Below are 17,609 nucleotides of genomic sequence, written 5' to 3'. Positions count from 1 at the left end.
GAGCGTCGTAACGCCGCGACTCCCGGCGTAGCCTGACCCCATGCCGATCGCCCGCCCCGCCGCCCCGGTCCGCCTCGAGGCGGTCGAGTTGCGCGTCCTGCACCTTCCGCTCGTCTCGCCGTTCACGACATCGTTCGGCACCGAGACCGAGCGCGAGGTGATCGTCGTCCGCGCGCGAACGGCGGGCGGCGACGGCTGGGGCGAGATCGTCACCCAGCAGGCACCGCTGTACTCGAGCGAGTACACGCAGGGCGCGTGGGACGTCGCGCAGCGCTTTCTCGTGCCGGCGCTGCTGAATGCCGGGAGTCCGGATGCCGGGACCCTCGCGCCGGAGGACGTCTCCGGCATCCTGGAGCCCTTCGTCGGGCACCGGATGGTCAAGGCCGGACTCGAGCTCGCCGTGCTCGACGCCGCGCTCCGCGCCGAGGGGCGGCCGCTCGGGGAGTATCTCGGCGTCGTACGTGACCGCATCCCGAGCGGCGTGTCGGTCGGCATCCAGCGCGATCCGGCGGCGCTCGTCGAGGCGGTCGGCCGCTACCTGGAGGAGGGGTACGTCCGCATCAAGATCAAGATCAAACCCGGGCGGGACGTCGTCGACACGGCGGCGGTGCGGGATGCCTTCGGCGCGATTCCCCTGCAGGTCGATGCCAATTCCGCGTACTCCCTCGCCGACGTCGAGATCCTCGCCGAGCTCGACCGGTTCGACCTCCTTCTCATCGAGCAGCCGCTCCAAGAGGACGACATCGTCGACCACGCGACCCTCGCGGCGCGCCTGCACACGCCCGTGTGTCTGGACGAGTCGATCGTGTCGGCGAAGGCGGCCGCCGACGCCCTGGCGCTTCGCGCGGCATCCGTGATCAACATCAAAGCCGGCCGGGTCGGCGGCTACCTCGAGGCCGTGCGCGTCCATGATCTGTGCCGCGACGCCGGTGTACCGGTCTGGTGCGGCGGAATGCTCGAGACCGGTATCGGCCGCGCGGCGAACGCGGCACTCGCCGCGCTCCCGGGGTTCACGCTGCCGGGCGACGTGTCGGCGTCGAACAGGTTCTACACGCGCGACGTCGTGACCGAGCCGATCGTCCTCGAGGACGGGCACGTGCGGGTGCCGACCGGGCCCGGCATCGGCGTCGAGATCGACCCCGTCGCGCTCGATGATGCGACCGTCGCGCGCGTCGAGCTGCGCCGCTGAGCGGCGCTGAGCGGGGCTGAGCGGCGGTGCACATGCCGGTCTGGCGAGCGGAGCGGAACACAACTCAGGCAGAACGGCGTCGTCCGCCGTTTCGGGGGCTCGGGCGGGCGACTCTGCCTGAATTGTGTCCCACCGCGGGCGGTGCCGGCGAGCTGGTGTTGCGTATTCAGTCCGGGAGACAGCGTGCAGGCCGACAACCGCCGATATCGGGGGTGCTACGTCCCGGGGGACTGAAGACGGCTCGCGCACTCGGGGTGGCGCTCGTCGCGATGATGCTCGCAGGGTGCGCTGCGGACGCGCCCGCGCCGGTGCCGACCGCCGCCGACGGCGCGCTGCCGCAGGGCATCACCGTCGCGGTGACCCAGCTCCGGTCGGACGTCGCGGAGCGGCAGGCGCAGGTCCAGATCCGGAACGGCACCGACGGCACAATCCGCATCGGCGCGGTGCGCCTTGACGACCCGCGGTTCGCGGGGTCGGCGACGCGCGTCATCGAGCGCACGTCGACCGTCGCGGCGGGCGCGACCCTGAACGTGCGGGTGCAGCTGCCGGATGCCGCGTGCGGGAGCGACAGCGATGCCTCGGCGACCAACGCCCCGCGCTCGACCGTCACGGTCGACTACGAAATCGATGGGCGCGCGGGCACGGCATCGGCCCCGGCCGCGGAGGTGTTCCCGTTCCTCGATGCGCTCCACGCGCGAGACTGTGCCGCGGCCCGGGTCGCTGAGATGGCGGACGTCGGGTTCGGCGCCTTCACCCCGTCTGCCGCGGGTCAGCCCGCCGAGCTCCAGCTCTCCGTCGTCCCCCGATCAGAGGAGGGCGCGCTCGAGGTCACCGGCATCCGCGAGACGAACCTCTTGAGCTTCATCGGGGTGGATGCCGGGCTCCTGGCGCTCGATATCGACATCGCCGGCGATGCCCGCCCGGCGGCCACGGTCACGCTGCCGCTCGTGCCGGCGCGGTGCGATCCGCACGCCGTGCAGAGGACAAGCGCGGCACCGTCTTCACCCTCGACGTCACCGTCGACGGGACGCCAGGTCAGGTGACGCTCGCGGCACCGCCCGACCTGAAGGCCCGGTTGCTGACGTGGGTGACGGCGTGGTGCGGGTACGGGTGAGGTGTCGTCAGGCGCTCGGCGGCGGAGTGGTCGGTCGCTCGGCTGCCGCCGCGAACGCGTCGGCGGCGTCGGTCGCCTGCGCGTCACCCGCATCGCCTCGCGCCGCGGAGCCGGCGGCATCCTCGCGGATGCCCTGCGCGATTCCGCGCCCCGTCGCCTGACCCTGGATGACCTGGCGCAGGTCGATGCCCGTCGCCGCCTCGATCGCGTCGAACGACGCGCGCATGCTCGACGCCGACTCGGCCGCCATGTGCGACGACGCGCCCTCGCCGCCGAGGACGGTGATCGAGCCGACCTTGTCGAAGCCACGCGCGAACTCGGTCATCATCGGCACGAGCGCCTCGAGCGCGCGCTGCGCGAGGAGAGCTTCCTGGTTGCGCGAGAGCGCCTCGGCCTCGGCCTCGATCGCCGCGGCCCGCGCCTCACCGACGAGGCGCACCGACTCGGCTTCGGCCTGCGCGCGCAGGCGGGTGGCCTCGGCCTCCTGCGCCGCGATCTGGGCGCGCGCCTCGGCCGCCTTGACCTCGCTGTAGGCCGCGGCATCCGCCGCCCGCTGCCGCTCGTAGAGCGACGCGTCGGCGACCTTCTTGATGTCGGCGTCGAGCTGAGCCTGCTTGTTCTCGGCGCCCTGGAGCAGAACGGCCTGCTCGCGCTCGGCGCGGGCGAGCGCTTCGGCCTGCTCGGCCTCGGCGCGGGCGCGACCGACCTCGGCGGCGGCTGCGGCGGAGTTCTTGTCGAACGCGGTCTGCTCGACGAGGTTCTGCTCGTCGGTCGCGATCTGGCGGGCGCGCACCTCGCGGGCCGCGTTGATGCGGGCGACGTCGGCCTCGCGGCGCACCCGCTCGACCTCGGTCGCGCCCAGCGCGTCGATGTAGCCGTTCTTGTCGGTGATGCCCTGGATCTGGAACGAGTCGAGGATGAGGCCCTGCGCAAGCAGGTCGCTCTTGATGCCCTCGGCGATCTGGTCCGACAGCTTCTGCCGGTCCTTCATGAGCTGCTCGACGGTCAGGGTCGCGACGACGCCGCGCAGCGCGCCCTCGAGCTGTTCGGTCGTGAACTGCTCGATCGCACCGTCCTGCGACAGGAAGCGCTCGGCCGCGCGACGGACGAACTCGGGGTCGGAGCCGATCTTCACGAGCGCGACGCCCGACACGTTCACCGTGACGCCGTTGGATGCCTGGGCCGTCGGCTCCATCTTGATCTGCCGCGCGCGCAGCGAGATCATCTCGGCGCGCTGCGTCAGCGGGTTGACGAGGGCGCCGCCCCCGGTGATGACGGAGATGCGCGAGGACTCTCCCGAGGCGTTCTTCTGGTTGCGACCGACGACGACGAGCGCCTGGTCGGCCTTGGCCACCTTGTACCAGGCCCGCACCATGATGAGCAGGAAGATCAGCAGGATGATGGCGGCGACCACGGCGATCGAGACGATCACGATGGTGCCCCCGGCGGCGAAGACGTCCACGGGGCTCCTTTGTCGAGGGGTCGAGCTTTGTCGAGGGGTCGAGCTTTGTCGAGGGGTCGAGCTGTGTCGAGGGGGATCGAGCTGTCCTTCGACCCTATCGAGGTTCCCCGACACGCGCCCGGCCGGTGCCCCCGCATCCCCGTAGGCTGGGTGCCATGACCAACCCGCCGTATCCTCCGCAGCCTCCGTACGGCGCAGCCCCGGGGCCGCAGCCGATGAATCCCGCCGACGAGCGGATGTGGGCGACACTCGTGCACGTCGGCGGCATCTTCCTCGGCTTCTGGTCGGCGCTGATCGGCTACCTCGTCTTCAAGGACCGCGGTCCGTTCGTGCGCGCACACACCGCGACGGCGCTCAACTTCCAGCTCACGCTGCTCATCGCCAGCATCGTGGCAGGCATCCTGACGATCGTCGTCATCGGATTCTTCCTGCTCGCCGCGATCTGGGTGCTCAACATCGTCTTCTCGATCATCGCGGCGCTGAAAGCCAACAAGGGCGAGTGGTACCGCTACCCCGCGACCATCACGTTCGTCAGCTGACGCCGGGCCCCTCGGCACCTGTCGCGGCATCCGTCGCCTGCGGCCAGCCCGCCGTCTCGGCGCCCGCCCGGTACGTCGCCTCGAGGAACGCCAGGAGTAGCGCGTCGGGGTCGTCCGCCTCGCGCACCGCGCGATAGGGGAGGACGAACTCGCCGAGCGCGGTGTCGAAGTACGCTCCCTCGACCCCGAGATCGCGCTCGCGGAAGCCCTCGGGCTCGGGGTAGGTGTACGAGTAGAACGCGCCCTCGTCGGCGCCGCCCGGCCAGTAGCCGGCGCTGGAGACCTCGGCGTCGTACGCCTCGTACATGACCCAGTCGGGGCAGTTCGGGACGCCGCCCGGGTGCTGCGGCGCGGGGCGGCCGCTGAAGCGCGAGACCGCGAGGTCGAACGCGCCCCAGAAGAAGTGGACGGGGCTGCCCTTGCCGTCCCACTCGGCGCGGAAGTCGTTCATGACCTCGGATGCCGTGATCAGCGTCCGCCAGAACCGCGTCACCGCCGCGGGATCGTAGGAGGCGTGGGTCTCGTCGTCGGCGAACGGGATCGCCACGGCGAGTTCGACCGGCACGGGGTAGATGGTCGCGGGCACCTCGAGCGCGGCGAGCGCCTCCACGAACTCCCCGTAGAAGTCGGCGACCGTGCGGGGGCGCAGGGCGATGGTGCGCGTCGCGCCGTCGGTGCGCTCGAAGACGAGCTCGTGGCCGCCCGACTCCGTGCGACCGGAGAAGTCGAAGCGCACCTCGAGCCCGTGGGCGCCGCACGGCATGAGCGAGGTGGTCAGACCCCGGGCATCCACGTACAGCGGCACGTTCCACCAGTGGTTGACCTTCGGGGTGAGCTCCAGTCGGAGCTTGCCGACCATCTGCGTCCACAACTGCAGCGTGTCGCGCGTGTCCTCCCAGTCGGCGACGGGGGCGGCGGGCCAGCGAACCTCACGTGCATCCATGCCCTTCACCCTGACACGGGGGCGCCCGGACCGCGAGGGGCCTCGACCGCACCGGCGCGCGCGATTAGAGTCGACGGATGCCTGCCGTCACCACCGTCCCCCTCGGCCCCACCGCCTCCACCGTCCCGAACGTCGTCCTCGGGCTCATGCGCATCGCCGAGTCGAGCGACGACGAGGTGCGCACGCTCGTCGGCGCCGCGCGCGACGCCGGCATCGACTTCTTCGACCACGCCGACATCTACGGGCCGCAGCTGCACGCGTGCGAGCGCCGGTTCGCCGAAGCAATGCGGCTGAGCCCGTCCGAGCGTGCCGAGATCACGATCCAGTCGAAGACCGGCATCGTCAAGGACGGCCCGTACTACGACTTCTCGTACGACCACATCGTGCGCTCCGTCCAGGGCTCGCTTCAGGCGCTCGACACCGACTACCTCGACATCCTGCTGCTGCACCGGCCCGATCCGCTCATCGAGCCCGACGAGGTCGCGCGCGCGTTCGACGACCTCGAACAGAGCGGCAAGGTACGCGCCTTCGGCGTCTCCAACCACACGCCGCGCCAGATCGATCTGCTGCGGACGGCGGTGCGCCAGCCGATCGTCGCGAACCAGCTGCAGCTGTCGATCCCGCACTCGCCGATCATCGCGCAGGGCGTAGCGGCGAACATGTCCGGGTTCGCGCAGGCGGTCACCGAGGACGGCGGCGGCATCGTCGACTACTGCCGCGTGAACAGCATCACGATCCAGGCGTGGTCGCCGCTGCAGTCGGGGACGGATGCCGGGGTGTTCCTCGGTTCGCCGGCCTACGCCGACCTGAACGCCGTCATCGACCGCCTGGCGGCGCAATACGCCGTGACGCCCCTCGCGATCGCGACCGCCTGGATCACCCGGCATCCCGCGGGCATGCAGGTGGTGCTCGGAACCACGACCCCCGAACGGGTCACAGAAGCGGCCGCGGGGTCGGACCTCCCGCTCACCCGCCCGGAGTGGTACGAGCTCTTCCGCGCCGCGGGGCACCGCATCCCCTGATCTGGCACCCCGTCATCTGGGACCCGCCGCGGAGCGCGGCGCCGACGTCGGTAGAATCGAGGGATGCCGGTGCACCCCCGGCGCCCCCGGCATCCGCCTTCTCGCGCTTTCGCGCACACGACCATTTGGAGCCACCTGTGGCCGAGCCCTCCCGCCTCGACAAAGTCATCGCCCTCGCCCGTCACCGCGGGTTCGTGTTCCAGGCCGGTGAGATCTACGGCGGCTCGCGTTCCGCCTGGGACTACGGTCCCCTCGGCACCGAGCTCAAGGAGAACATCCGTCGGCAGTGGTGGCAGACCTTCGTCCGTGGTCGCGGCGACATGGTGGGCCTCGACTCGTCGGTGATCCTCCCGAAGCGCGTGTGGGAGGCATCCGGCCATGTCGCGACCTTCACCGACCCGCTCGTGGAGTGTCTGCACTGCCACAAGCGCTTCCGCGCCGACAACCTCATCGAGGACTTCGAGGCGCGCAAGGGTCGCGCCGCCGAGAACGGCCTCGCCGACATTCCCTGCCCGAACTGCGGTACGAAGGGGCAGTACACCGAGCCGAAGGCGTTCTCGGGTCTCGTCAAGACGTATCTGGGCGTCGTCGATGACGAGTCGGGCCTGCACTTCCTGCGCCCCGAGACCGCACAGGGCATCTTCGTGAACTTCTCGAACGTCCTCACCGCGTCGCGCAAGAAGCCGCCGTTCGGCATCGGCCAGGTGGGCAAGGCGTTCCGCAACGAGATCACGCCCGGCAACTTCATCTTCCGCACGCGCGAGTTCGAGCAGATGGAGATCGAGTACTTCACGCCTCCGGAGGAGGCCCAGGAGTGGTTCGAGCACTGGGTGAAAGCCTGCTGGGACTGGTTCATCGAGCTCGGCATCGATCCCGAGAATCTGCGGCAGTTCGACGTCCCCGAGGACGAGCGGGCGCACTACTCGGCGGGCACGATCGACGTCGAGTACCGCTTCGGCTTCGCCGGCAAGGAGTGGGGCGAGCTCATGGGCGTCGCCAATCGCACCGATTACGACCTCTCGTCGCACATCGAGGCGTCGGGGCAGAAGCTGCAGTACTTCGACCAGGCATCCGGCACGACCTACGTGCCGTACGTCATCGAGCCCTCTTTCGGTCTGACGCGCGCGATGATGGCGTTCCTCGTCGACGCGTACCGCGAAGAGGAGGTGCCGAACGCGAAGGGCGGCACCGACACCCGCACCGTCCTGGCCCTTGACCCGCGCCTCGCGCCGGTCAAGGTCGCGGTGCTGCCGCTCTCGCGCAACGAGAAGCTCTCGCCGCTCGCGCGTCAGGTCGCCGATGCGCTGCGTGCGCAGGGCTGGAACGTCGACTTCGATGACGCCGGCGCGATCGGGCGCCGCTATCGCCGCCAGGACGAGATCGGCACCCCGTACTGCGTCACGGTCGATTTCGACTCGCTCGAGGACGAGGCCGTCACCGTCCGCGATCGCGACACGATGGCGCAGCAGCGCGTCGACCTGGCGGATCTCGTCAACTACCTCGCCGAGCGCCTGCGCGGCGCCTGACGCGCGCGGCGCGAGGGCGTGGGGCGGCGGGGTGGATCACCGACGCAGGAGATATCGCGCACACAGGACCGCCGCGCGGGTAAGCATCCTGTCTCGGTGAGATCTCCTGTGGCCGTGAGGAGTGTCGGCGCAAGCGGCGCGAGCCGTCGCGTCAGTCGAGCGCGGAGAGTGACGGATGCCTCGCGAGGCCGTCCGCTCCGCGGGTGGCGAAGACCGACATCACCGCTGCGAGCGGCGCGTGCGGGCCTTGAAGGAGGAGGGGTGCGACGCCGGGGAACTCGCACACCAGGGTGTTCGCGGCGACCTCGGGATACACGGCGGTCATCGCCCCGTAGTCGAAGCTGAGCCAGCCTTCAGCTGTGCGGACGGCGAGCCGGTGGTTGCTGACGAGCACGTGCGCCTGCTGCCAGTCGCGCCACTGCTCGCGGGCCTGCTGCCGCGCAGCCGATCGCGACGCTGCGTTGCCGATGCCAGTGATTGCCATGACGCCCAGTACGAAGGCGGGACTGCCGTACGCGAAGCTCGATGTCGTCGTGTAACGGGCGTCGGTGCCGTAGTAGCGGGCATAAGAGGTCGGCACGGCGGCGAAGAACAGCTCTCCGGCGTAGGGTGCGAGATCCCATTGATCGATCGAGGCCGGTACCTCGCGGCGGAGCAGCGTGGCGCGCAGCGCGCGGGCGTTGTCCCACGCGTGCTGATGGGCGGCGCGCTCTCCGGCCAGACGCAGTTCGCCCTTGCTGAAGTGCCCGCGCCGCCGTCGCGCTGCGCGGTAGGTCTTCACGCCCTGGACGATGGCGACGACGACGAGCACGAGCGGGCCGACGAACGCGACGGCGAGAAGCCCGAGTGCTCCGAGTGTCTCGTTGGGCGTCGGCGAGCGGTCGGGCCCCGCGAGAGCGGTGACACCCCACATCGCGAGGAGATAGACGGCCGCCGCGAGGAGGGCGGGGACGATCCATCGCAGATGCCGACGCATGCCCTTCACGGTAGCGGCGCTCACGGCGCGGGAGGTGGCGGGGTGTGGATAACCCGTCGATGTCCGGCGTGCGGCCTCGCGGGGGCGGGGGCGCGGGGTGGATCACCGACGCAGGAGATATCGCGCACACAGGACCGCCGCGCGGGTAGGCATCCTGTCTCGGTGAGATCTCCTGCCTTGGTGAGGTGAGGTGAGGTGAGGTGGCCGCGGGCCTCAGCCCTTGGCGGCGGCCTTCGCGGCGCGCTTGTACTCCCGCACCTTGGTCAGGCTCTCGGGCGAGGTGATGTCGGCGACGGAGCGGTACGACCCCTCGTCGCCATAGGGGGCGGATGCCTCGCGCCACCCCGACCCCGTGAAGCCGTACTGCTTGCCGAGCAGCGCGAGGAAGATCTTGGCCTTCTGCTCGCCGAAGCCGGGGAGCGCCTTCAGGCGCTTCAGGACTGTCGCCCCGTCGGGCTCACCCGACGTCCAGAGCGCGGCGGCATCCCCACCCCAATCGTCGACGAGCGCCTGGCTGAGCGCCTGCACGCGCCCGGCCATCGACCCCGGGAACCGGTGGACGGCGGGCGTCTCCTTGAAGACCTCGACGAAGGCGTCCGGGTCGTACGCCGCGAGGGATGCCGCGTCGAGCGACCCGGTGCGCTGCTCGATCTTCAACGGGCCGGTGAAGGCCGTCTCCATCGCGATCTGCTGGTCGAGGAGCATGCCGATCAGAAGCGCGAGCGGGTTCTGCGTGAGCAGCGCGTCGGCGGCGTCGTCGTCGGTGATGTGCAGGGCCATGGCATCCATCGTCCCACGCGCGGCCGCTCAGGTCCCGGCGCGTCCCCGGCCGGCGGTGGGAGGATGGATGCCATGGCCGCGCCCGACGACCCTGACCTCGACCACCCGCGTCCCGACCCGCAGGACCCGGACCTCCTGGCCCGCGCACGCCGCACGCACGTCGCCGTCGTCGGCGGGGGTGTCGCGGGACTCGTCGCGGCGCTGGAATGGGCGAAGATCGGCGCGCACGTGACCGTGCTGGAGAGCGCGGAACGTTTCGGGGGTGCTGTCGAGACGGTGGAACTCGACGGGCTGCCGGTCGATCTCGTCGCCGACGCGTTCCCCCCGGCATCCCCTGCCCTGCACGCGCTGCTCGACGAGTTGCGCCTGCTGCCCGAGGTGGAGGATGCCGCCGCGCACCCGGCTTGGATCGCGGGGCTTCCCGGTGGTGCGAAGGCCGGCGGTGCGAAGGCCGGTGGTGCGAAGGCGGGCGGTGCGAACGCGGGTGGGGCGGCGCCGCTGCCGACACGGACGGTCCTCGGCATCCCGGCGAACCCGTGGGCCGACGACGTGCGCAGGGTCATCGGATGGCGAGGCACGTGGCGCGCCTACCTCGACCGCCTGCGCCCGCCGCTGACGATCGGGCACGAGCGCAGTCTCGGCCGCCTCGTGCGTACGCGCATGGGCGACCTCGTCGCCGACCGCCTCGTCGCGCCGGTCACGCGCGGGCTGTACAGCACCGACCCGGACAACATCGACGTCGAGGTCGCGGCGCCGGGCCTCAGCACCGCGCTCACCCGCACCGGATCGCTCGCGGGGGCGGCCCTCGACCTCCTGCCCGACGACGAGCCCCGCCGCACGACGCTCCGCGGAGGTTACGGCCGGCTGCCCGACGCTCTCGTCCAGCGCCTCCGCGACCTCGGCGCGCACCTCCGCACCGGTGTCCGCCCGGTGACGCTCACGCGCGAGGATGCCTGGACGATCGCGCTCGACGACGCCTCGACCTCCGACGGCGTCGGCGTTCTCGTCGCCGATGTCGTGATCCTGGCGTCTCCGTCCGTCGCCGCATCCGCGCTGCTGGCGACGGCGGGGATTCGGACCGAGCCGATCTCCACCACCCTGCGCGATGTCGTGACCCTCGTCGTCGATGCCCCCGCGCTCGATGCCGCGCCGCGCGGCCGGGCGGTGTATCCCCTCGATCCCGGCCCGACCGACGCGGTCGCCCTCACCCTTCCGACCGTCGATTGGCCGTGGCTCGCCGCCGCGGCCGGTCCCGGGCGCCACGTCGTCCGCGTGACGCTGCCCGCCGATCCGACGCGCGACGCGGACAACGCCGCGACGGATGCCGCGCGCGCCGCGGGGGGGCTCCTCGGGGTCGCGATGGGCACCCCGCGGGCGAGCGCGCTGCGCCGGGTCGACGCGGCACCGCCGGCATCCGCCCTCGGCCATGCCGAGCGGGTCGCCGCCGTCCGTGCCGCGGTGAACGAGCACCCGGGTCTCGCGGTCGTCGGCGCGAGTCTCGCGGGGAGCGGCGTCGCGCAGGTGGTCGCCGACACGGTCGCCGAGGTCGATCGCCTGCGCACCAGCGTCCTGTGGGGAGCCGACCGCTCCGCGTGACGCGGCGATACCAGCCTGGGGCGCCTCTGGCAAGAGCGGATGCCCGCCGCGGCATACGGCGTTACCCTGGGACCTACATCACACCGTTTCGACCGTGAGGAGCACCATGAGAGGCAAGTTCGGGATCGTCGTGGGGTTCGCCGCGGGGTACGTCTTCGGCACGCGCGCCGGGCGCGAGCGGTACGAGCAGATCAAGGCGGGCGTGGGCAAGCTCTGGCACACCGAGCCCGTCCAGAAGCAGGTGCGAAAGGCGAAGGAACTCACGAAGTCCGCCGCCTTCGCCCTTCCGTCGGCCCTCTGGGACGGCGCGGTGAAGGTCACGAAGGCCGCCTCGAAGGGCACGACGCCCGGCCAGAAGCTCGACGCGGCGCTCATCGCCGCCGACGACTCGGCCGACGAGGTCGCACTCGGAGCCCGCATCTCGGCGAACGAAGCGAAGCGCTCCGCCGACAAGGCCGTCGCAGACATCAAGGACGGCATCGAGAAGAAGGCCGCGGACGACTGAGATGAGCACTCCCCGCGGATTCCGAGACCGCGCCGACGACAGCCTCTTCACCCTGATCGGGGAGGTGCCCGAGCTTTTCCGCAACCTCATCGTCGCCGAGATCGACTCGGCGAAGTCATGGGCGAAGAAGACGGGAAAGCAGGCGGGCCTCGGCGGCGTCTGGTTGGTCGTGGCCCTCTTCTTCCTGTTCTGGTCGATCCCCGCCCTCGGGGCCTTCGCGATCATCGGGCTGTCTTCGTGGATGGAGCCCTGGGTCGCGTCGCTCATCGTGCTGGTGGTCGGTCTGCTGCTGGCCGTCATCGCGGCGATCCTCGGGCTCCTGAGATTCAAGAAGCTCCGCTCGACCGAGACCCCCGCCCAGGCGATCGCCGTCGACGCCCGCATCGTGAAGGACGTGACCGATGAGTACTGAACCGACCTCCCGCAGCGGCTCGCCCGCGAAGAGCACGAAGGCCTCGGCGCCTGCGCGCACCGACTCGACCCCGGTTCCGCGGACGGCTGTCGCCCTCGGCATCACCGACCCGGTCGAGAAGGCACGCGCCGAGCTCAAGGCGACCCTCGCCGCCATCGAGGAGAAGACGAACGTCCCCAAGCGGGTTGCGCGGTCGACCGACCGCGTCGTCGCCGACGCGCGCGGATTCGCCCGCAGCAATCCGAACGGAGCGATCGCGGCGGCCGTCGGTATCGCTGCGGCGGTGGGCTTCGCGGTGTGGGGGATCGTGCGTCTGTACACGCGGTGACGATGGTGCGCTCCGACCGCGCTGGCACCCCGCACCGGGCTCAGGGGTATGCTCGTGTACCAGGCAGTGGCGACGATGCATAGGCTGCCGGCCCAGCCGACCCGAGGCACACAGCAGCTGGACGCCCGGGTCCGACGAGGTCGGATGTGCGATCACGTGTGTCCGACGGAGCATCACGAGAGTCGAGCATGAACACAGATCCGCACGCCGCGGCCGCCAAGCCCCTCAAGGGCTGGCGCGTGCTGGTGCCGCGTGGCGGTCCGTGGGGCGACTCGGTCGCGGCGACGCTTCGCAGCCAGGGCGCGGTCCCGGTGATCGCACCGCTCATCAACTTCGCGCCCTCCACCGACCAGGAGACGCTCGAGCAGGCGCTGGCCGACCTCGCCGCCGGTGCGTTCGACTGGGTGACCCTGACGAGCGCGACTACCGTCGACGTGCTCTACGCGTATCGCGCCGAGATCCCCTCCACGACCCGCGTCGCGGCCGTCGGCGAGACGACCGCGGCGGCGCTCGCGGCGGTCGGCTACAAGGTCGACCTCGTGCCCGACGAGGACAACTCCGCCGCCGGTATGGCCGCCCAGTTGCTCGAGCTCGAGCCGGAGCCGCGCCGCATCCTGACCCTGCGCAGCGAGATCGCGAAGCCGGTGCTCACCAAGCGTCTGACCGAGGCAGGGCATGACGTCCGGAGCGTCGTCGCCTATCGCACGGTGGGCGTGCCCGTGACCGAACGCATCGCGCACGACGTCGAGAGCGGGCGAATCAACGCGATCCTCGTCACGAGCGGCTCGGTCGCCGAGCAGGTGCACCTGCAGTTCCCCGACATCCCGGCATCCACCGTCATCGCCGCCATCGGTCCGCGCACGGCGAAGGATGCCCGGAAGGCCGGCCTCGGGGTGAATGTCGTCGCGCGCGAGCAGACGGTCGGCGGCCTGATCGCCGCCGTGCAGAAGTTCCCGCTGCCGCACGCGACCGACGAATTCGCCGTCTGACCCTCGCGCCGGGCTGCCCCGCGCCTCGCTCGCCTCGCGTCTCGCCCGCTCGCGTTCGCGCGCATGCGGCTCGCGAATCACCCGGCATTTCTCGAATCACCGGCGGTTTCGCGCGAGACGGCCGGTGATTCGCGAAACCGGCGGTGATTCGCGAGCCAGAGTCGGGGCGAGAGGGGCGCGCGGGAAGAGACACGATCGTTGCCCCGGTGGCGCGCCGCGCGGCGCGGACGCTGGCAGACTGAAGTCATGGTGACTCTGCTGCTCGATTCGACGCAGTTGGAAGTCGTGCTCTCGGGCACCGAACGCGCCCTCTCGCGGCGGTCGACGTCGGTGCGGATCGAGCGCGACCTCATCCAGAAGGTGCAGCTCACCGACGACCCGTGGAACTGGCTGCGCGGTGTGCCGAGCCTCGGAACGCTCGTCCGCGGCGTCGTGGCGATGGGGACGTGGGCCTCGGCCGGGGGCAGCGACTTCGTCGTCGTGCGCCGTCGCCGCGCGGGCGTCATCATCGACCTCGACGAGAGCGCAGAGTTCTCGCGCCTGCTGCTCACGACACGGCACGGCCTCGAGCTCGTTCGGGCGCTGCGACTGGAGGGCGAGGATGCCGCCGCGCCCGTGACTGAGATCGTCGCCGCGGCCGACGATCCGGAAGCCCCGGCATCCGCGCGTGCGCCACGCCCGCGGCGCACGCCGCGCCCCGCCATCGCGTGACGGATGCCGACCGGCTCCTCGCCGGCGGAGCCGGCGCGCTGACGGTCAGCTCACGTCGCGGCGCCAGCTGAAGAGCCAGCCGAGCAGCAGGAAGACCACGGCGTACCCGAGCAGCAAAAGCCCGCCGACCCACCAGTCGAGGCCGCCGCCGGAGGCATCCGTGCCGCCGAGTGAGGTGTAGATGCTCGCGCCGACGAGAGCGTCGGAGGCCGCACCGGAGAGGTACTTCGCGACGTCGGAGAGTCCCTCGATGAACGCGCTGATCGTGCGGAGAATCGGCTCGATGAACTGCGTGAACGCGAGCACGCTGACCACGGCCGCCACCTGGTTGCGGATGAGCGTGCCGGCGCCGACGCCGATGAGCGTCCACAGGACGAGCGCGATCACCATCCGACCGATCATCGCCCATGTCTCGCTCCGGTCGAGGAGCGTGTCCAGGCCCAGGGCGGCGAGGGCGGCGGCGCCGATCCCGACCGCCGCGACGATCCCGACCGCCGCGTACAGGAGCCCCATGACGATGCCCGCGCCGACCTTGCCACCGAGCGCGACGCCGCGCCGCGGGGTCGCGAGGAACGTCGGGGTGAGCGTCTGGTGTCGGAACTCGTTCGTGACCATCAGTGTGCCGATGAGCAGCGGGAAGACATACCCGACCGACGTCGCGATGCTGTAGACGACCGGCGGGACGGCATCGACGGGGAGGGCCGGGCCGTTGACCGCGTCGGGGCCGAGAGTGCCGTTCGCGACGGCGCCCAGGGTGCCGCCGAGGCCGCCGGCGGTCACGCCGACGTACAGGAACATCACGAGCGCGAGAATCCACCACATCGATGTGGTGAACTGCTTCGTCAGCTCGGAGCGGGTGGCGCGCGCGAGGCTCATCGCTCCTCCTCGGAGTCGGATGGCTCATCGGCGGATGCCTCGACGGGGGATGCCTCGGTGGATGCCTCGACGGAGGATGCCTCGGTGGGTCCCTCGACGGGGGCAATCTCGCCTGTCGGCTCCGGGTCGACGGTGGCGTCGTATCGGGCGAAGAACGCGTCGGCTTCGTCGTCGGCATCGGTGCGCGCCTGACCCTCGTCCCAGTGCGCGGGCGCATCGACCGGGACGGGCGGTTCCTCCTGATCGACGTCCGCGTGTTCGGGTTCGGGATCGACGTCCGGGTCGAGGGCCTGTTCGGGTTCGGGTTCGGGTTCGGGTTCGATGGGAGGCTCCGCATGAGGTTCCTCGGCAGCGTCCGAATCCAGCGAGGCCGCCGGATCGGCCGCCGTCGACTCTGCCACCCCCGCCGACTCGGCTGCAGGCGCCGAATCGGCCATACCAACCGGCGCCGCCGCCCCCGACTCGGCCACCACAGGCGCCGGCTCGGCCACCACAGGCGCGGCATCCGCCGCCTGCACGCGCGTCCCGTCGACGAGACCGAGGAACACTTCCTCGAGGGCCGGGCCCTTGCGCTGCAGGTTCGACAGCGCGACGCCGGCGCCGGCCGCGATCGCCCCGAGCGCGGCCGGGTCGGAGGACTGCACGGTGAACCCTGTGCGCAGCGGCTCGTAGCCGATGCCCGCGGCATCCAGCGCTGCGCCCAGAGCGGCGCGGTCGGGAGAGTCGATGACGGTCGTATAGTCCTCGGGCTGCGTGAGCCCGGCGAGATCGCCCTGGTAGACGAGGCGGCCGCGCGAGATGATCAGCAGCGCCGAGACCGTCTGCTGGACCTCGGCGAGCATGTGCGACGAGATGAGCACCGTGCGGCCCTCGTCGGCGAGTCGCCGCAAGAACCCGCGGAGCCACTTGATGCCTTCGGGGTCGAGCCCGTTCGCCGGTTCGTCGAGCACGAGCACGCCCGGGTCGCCGAGCAGCGTGTACGCGAGTCCGAGCCGCTGCCGCATGCCGAGCGAGTATCCGCCGACCTTGCGCCCTGCGGCATCCGTCAGCCCGACGAGGCCGAGCACCTCGTCCACGCGCCGATCGGGCAGCCCCGCCGCGCGCGCATAGACCTTGAGGTGGTTCGCGCCGGTGCGACCGGGGTGGAAGCTGGATGCCTCGAGCGCCGCGCCGACGGTCTGCAGGGGCCGGGGGAGGTCGGCGTAGCGGCGCCCTCCGATCGTCGCCGTGCCGGAGGTCGCGCGGACGAGTCCGAGGAGGATGCGGAGCGTCGTGGTCTTCCCCGCGCCGTTGGGCCCGAGAAAGCCCGTCACCGTGCCCGGTTCGACGCGGGCGGTGAGCCCGTCGACGGCGGAGACGCCGCCGAAGCGCTTGGTCACATCGGTGAACTCGAGCACCAGTCCTTCGGGCATCGCGGGCCTCTCGTCGGTGGGGGCGTCACGTCCATCCTGGCGGAGATGCCCACGGTGCGTGGGGTGCCGCGCCGCGGCGACCATGCACGCCGGGGCGGCCGGTGCGCCGCACGCGGGTAACGTTGGCCGGGTGAGCGAGCACTCGACCAGCCCCCGACCCGACGAGGACGCGACCGTTCTCGTTCGCTCCGACAGCGGCGTCGGACACCTGACCCTGAACCGGCCGCGCGCGATCAACGCGCTCGACATCGGCATGATCGAGCGGCTCGCCGCCGCCCTCGACGACTGGGAGGGCGACGCCGACGTCCAGCTCGTCCTGATCGAAGGGGCGGGCGAGCGCGGCCTGTGCGCCGGCGGCGATGTGCGGGGGCTCCGCCAGATGATCGTCGACGGCGAGCCCGAGCGGACCGCCGAATTCTTCGTGCCGGAGTACACCCTCAATGCGCGGATCTTCGAGTATCCCAAGCCGATCGTCGCGATCGCCGACGGCGTCACGATGGGCGGCGGCATCGGCCTCGCCGGGCACGCGTCCGTGCGGGTCGTCACCGAGCGCTCGCGCCTCGCGATGCCCGAGACGCGCATCGGGTTCACGCCCGACGTCGGCGGGTCGTGGCTTCTTGCGCAGGCCCCCGGCCGCGTCGGCGAGTACCTCGCCCTGACGGGCGCGTCGATGGATGCCGCCGACGCCATCTACGCCGGGTTCGCCGACGCGATGGTCCCGAGCGAGCGGCTGGACGACCTGCGCGACGCGCTCCTCACCCGCGCCGACCCCGGCACGCCCGCCGAGATCGTGCTGCTCTTCGACGAGACCCCCGAGCCGTCCGCGCTCGCCGCCGCGCGGGAGTGGATCGACGACGCGTTCGCCGCCGACACCGTCACCGAGATCATCGACCGCCTGCGCGCCCGGCCGGAGGCTGAGGCATCCGCCGCCGCCGACACGCTCGAGGAGCTCTCGCCGACCGCACTCGCCGTCTCGCTCGCGGCCGTCCGCTCGGCGCGCGCGCTGCCCGACCTGCGCGCCGCGCTCGCGCAGGAGTACGGCCTCGTGCTGTGGTTCGCGCACACCCAGCCCGACCTCGTCGAAGGGATCCGCGCGCAGGTCGTCGACAAGGACCGGACGCCAGCCTGGTCGCCCGCCTCCCTCGCCGACGTCGCCGACGGGCCCGACGGCATCGCCGCGGAGGCGCTCGCGTGGGCACCGCCCACGCCCCTGTGGGGCTGACGAGGCG

18 protein-coding genes are annotated in these 17,609 nt (G+C 71.5%); 12 read left to right on the top strand and 6 right to left on the bottom strand.

Annotated elements, in window-relative coordinates; genetic code table 11:
- The first annotated feature begins 40 nt into the window (after positions 1 to 40).
- Together menC and AC3ENQ_RS11220 are read left to right on the top strand one after the other, a co-directional pair.
- Positions 41 to 1,189 (top strand): o-succinylbenzoate synthase, encoded by a 1,149-nt coding sequence (menC, locus tag AC3ENQ_RS11225; RefSeq protein WP_431804618.1) that lies wholly within the window; start codon positions 41 to 43, stop codon positions 1,187 to 1,189.
- A gap of 212 nt (positions 1,190 to 1,401) precedes the next feature.
- A complete protein-coding gene (locus AC3ENQ_RS11220; protein WP_431804616.1) occupies positions 1,402 to 2,232 on the top strand; it encodes a putative periplasmic lipoprotein in 831 nt (276 codons plus the stop codon).
- A gap of 78 nt (positions 2,233 to 2,310) precedes the next feature.
- Here the strand turns inward: AC3ENQ_RS11220 and AC3ENQ_RS11215 are convergent, their stop codons facing one another.
- On the bottom strand, positions 2,311 to 3,765 hold the full coding sequence (locus AC3ENQ_RS11215; protein WP_431804615.1) for an SPFH domain-containing protein: 1,455 nt from the start codon (positions 3,763 to 3,765) through the stop codon (positions 2,311 to 2,313).
- A 155-nt stretch (positions 3,766 to 3,920) separates the two neighbouring features.
- Here AC3ENQ_RS11215 and AC3ENQ_RS11210 point away from each other — a divergent pair, with 155 nt between their 5' ends.
- Positions 3,921 to 4,304 carry a DUF4870 domain-containing protein gene (locus AC3ENQ_RS11210; RefSeq protein ID WP_431804614.1) on the top strand — a complete coding sequence of 128 codons (384 nt, stop codon included), beginning with the start codon at positions 3,921 to 3,923 and terminating at the stop codon, positions 4,302 to 4,304.
- On the opposite strand, the gene AC3ENQ_RS11205 is transcribed toward AC3ENQ_RS11210, so the two are convergent.
- A complete protein-coding gene (locus AC3ENQ_RS11205; protein ID WP_431804612.1) occupies positions 4,297 to 5,247 on the bottom strand; it encodes a DUF5996 family protein in 951 nt (316 codons plus the stop codon). The genes AC3ENQ_RS11210 and AC3ENQ_RS11205 overlap by 8 nt on opposite strands.
- 77 nt (positions 5,248 to 5,324) lie before the next feature.
- Between AC3ENQ_RS11205 and AC3ENQ_RS11200 the strand changes: the two genes are divergently transcribed.
- Positions 5,325 to 6,269, top strand: coding sequence for an aldo/keto reductase (locus tag AC3ENQ_RS11200; RefSeq protein WP_431804610.1), 945 nt, complete (start codon positions 5,325 to 5,327; stop codon positions 6,267 to 6,269).
- A gap of 137 nt (positions 6,270 to 6,406) precedes the next feature.
- Complete coding sequence (locus AC3ENQ_RS11195) at positions 6,407 to 7,795, top strand: glycine--tRNA ligase (protein WP_431804608.1); 1,389 nt, start codon at positions 6,407 to 6,409, stop codon at positions 7,793 to 7,795.
- Between the two features lie 151 nt (positions 7,796 to 7,946).
- Here AC3ENQ_RS11195 and AC3ENQ_RS11190 read toward each other — a convergent pair whose 3' ends face one another.
- A complete protein-coding gene (locus AC3ENQ_RS11190; RefSeq protein WP_431804606.1) occupies positions 7,947 to 8,771 on the bottom strand; it encodes a hypothetical protein in 825 nt (274 codons plus the stop codon).
- 213 nt (positions 8,772 to 8,984) lie between these two features.
- Positions 8,985 to 9,551 (bottom strand): HhH-GPD-type base excision DNA repair protein, encoded by a 567-nt coding sequence (locus AC3ENQ_RS11185; RefSeq protein ID WP_431804604.1) that lies wholly within the window; start codon positions 9,549 to 9,551, stop codon positions 8,985 to 8,987.
- A gap of 72 nt (positions 9,552 to 9,623) precedes the next feature.
- Here AC3ENQ_RS11185 and AC3ENQ_RS11180 point away from each other — a divergent pair, with 72 nt between their 5' ends.
- The 6 genes from AC3ENQ_RS11180 (at position 9,624) to AC3ENQ_RS11155 (ending at position 14,092) form a co-directional block, all read left to right on the top strand.
- The gene (locus AC3ENQ_RS11180; RefSeq protein WP_431804602.1) at positions 9,624 to 11,147 is read left to right on the top strand and encodes a protoporphyrinogen/coproporphyrinogen oxidase; all 1,524 of its coding nucleotides are present in this window, start codon (positions 9,624 to 9,626) and stop codon (positions 11,145 to 11,147) included.
- A 106-nt stretch (positions 11,148 to 11,253) separates the two neighbouring features.
- Positions 11,254 to 11,652 carry a hypothetical protein gene (locus tag AC3ENQ_RS11175; RefSeq protein ID WP_431804601.1) on the top strand — a complete coding sequence of 133 codons (399 nt, stop codon included), beginning with the start codon at positions 11,254 to 11,256 and terminating at the stop codon, positions 11,650 to 11,652.
- A 1-nt stretch (position 11,653) separates the two neighbouring features.
- The gene (locus tag AC3ENQ_RS11170; RefSeq protein WP_431804599.1) at positions 11,654 to 12,064 is read left to right on the top strand and encodes a phage holin family protein; all 411 of its coding nucleotides are present in this window, start codon (positions 11,654 to 11,656) and stop codon (positions 12,062 to 12,064) included.
- Entirely contained in the window at positions 12,054 to 12,392 is a 339-nt protein-coding gene (locus AC3ENQ_RS11165) for a hypothetical protein (protein WP_431804597.1), read from the top strand. The genes AC3ENQ_RS11170 and AC3ENQ_RS11165 overlap by 11 nt, the downstream gene beginning before the upstream one ends.
- Positions 12,393 to 12,580: 188 nt before the next feature.
- Entirely contained in the window at positions 12,581 to 13,381 is an 801-nt protein-coding gene (locus AC3ENQ_RS11160; RefSeq protein WP_431804595.1) for a uroporphyrinogen-III synthase, read from the top strand.
- Positions 13,382 to 13,627: 246 nt separating this feature from the next.
- Positions 13,628 to 14,092 (top strand): hypothetical protein, encoded by a 465-nt coding sequence (locus AC3ENQ_RS11155; protein ID WP_431804593.1) that lies wholly within the window; start codon positions 13,628 to 13,630, stop codon positions 14,090 to 14,092.
- Positions 14,093 to 14,137: 45 nt separating this feature from the next.
- Here the strand turns inward: AC3ENQ_RS11155 and AC3ENQ_RS11150 are convergent, their stop codons facing one another.
- Positions 14,138 to 14,968 carry an ABC transporter permease gene (locus tag AC3ENQ_RS11150; RefSeq protein WP_431804591.1) on the bottom strand — a complete coding sequence of 277 codons (831 nt, stop codon included), beginning with the start codon at positions 14,966 to 14,968 and terminating at the stop codon, positions 14,138 to 14,140.
- Entirely contained in the window at positions 14,965 to 16,380 is a 1,416-nt protein-coding gene (locus AC3ENQ_RS11145; protein ID WP_431804589.1) for an ABC transporter ATP-binding protein, read from the bottom strand. The genes AC3ENQ_RS11150 and AC3ENQ_RS11145 overlap by 4 nt, the downstream gene beginning before the upstream one ends.
- Before the next feature lie 130 nt (positions 16,381 to 16,510).
- On the opposite strand from AC3ENQ_RS11145, the gene AC3ENQ_RS11140 reads away from it, so the two are divergent.
- Positions 16,511 to 17,602 (top strand): enoyl-CoA hydratase/isomerase family protein, encoded by a 1,092-nt coding sequence (locus AC3ENQ_RS11140; protein WP_431804588.1) that lies wholly within the window; start codon positions 16,511 to 16,513, stop codon positions 17,600 to 17,602.
- The last annotated feature ends 7 nt before the right edge of the window (positions 17,603 to 17,609 follow it).

This window comes from Microbacterium sp. bgisy203 (assembly GCF_057706945.1).
The sequence above is the reverse complement of the archived record's forward strand: the minus strand, read 5'-3'. Positions and strand labels throughout refer to the sequence as shown.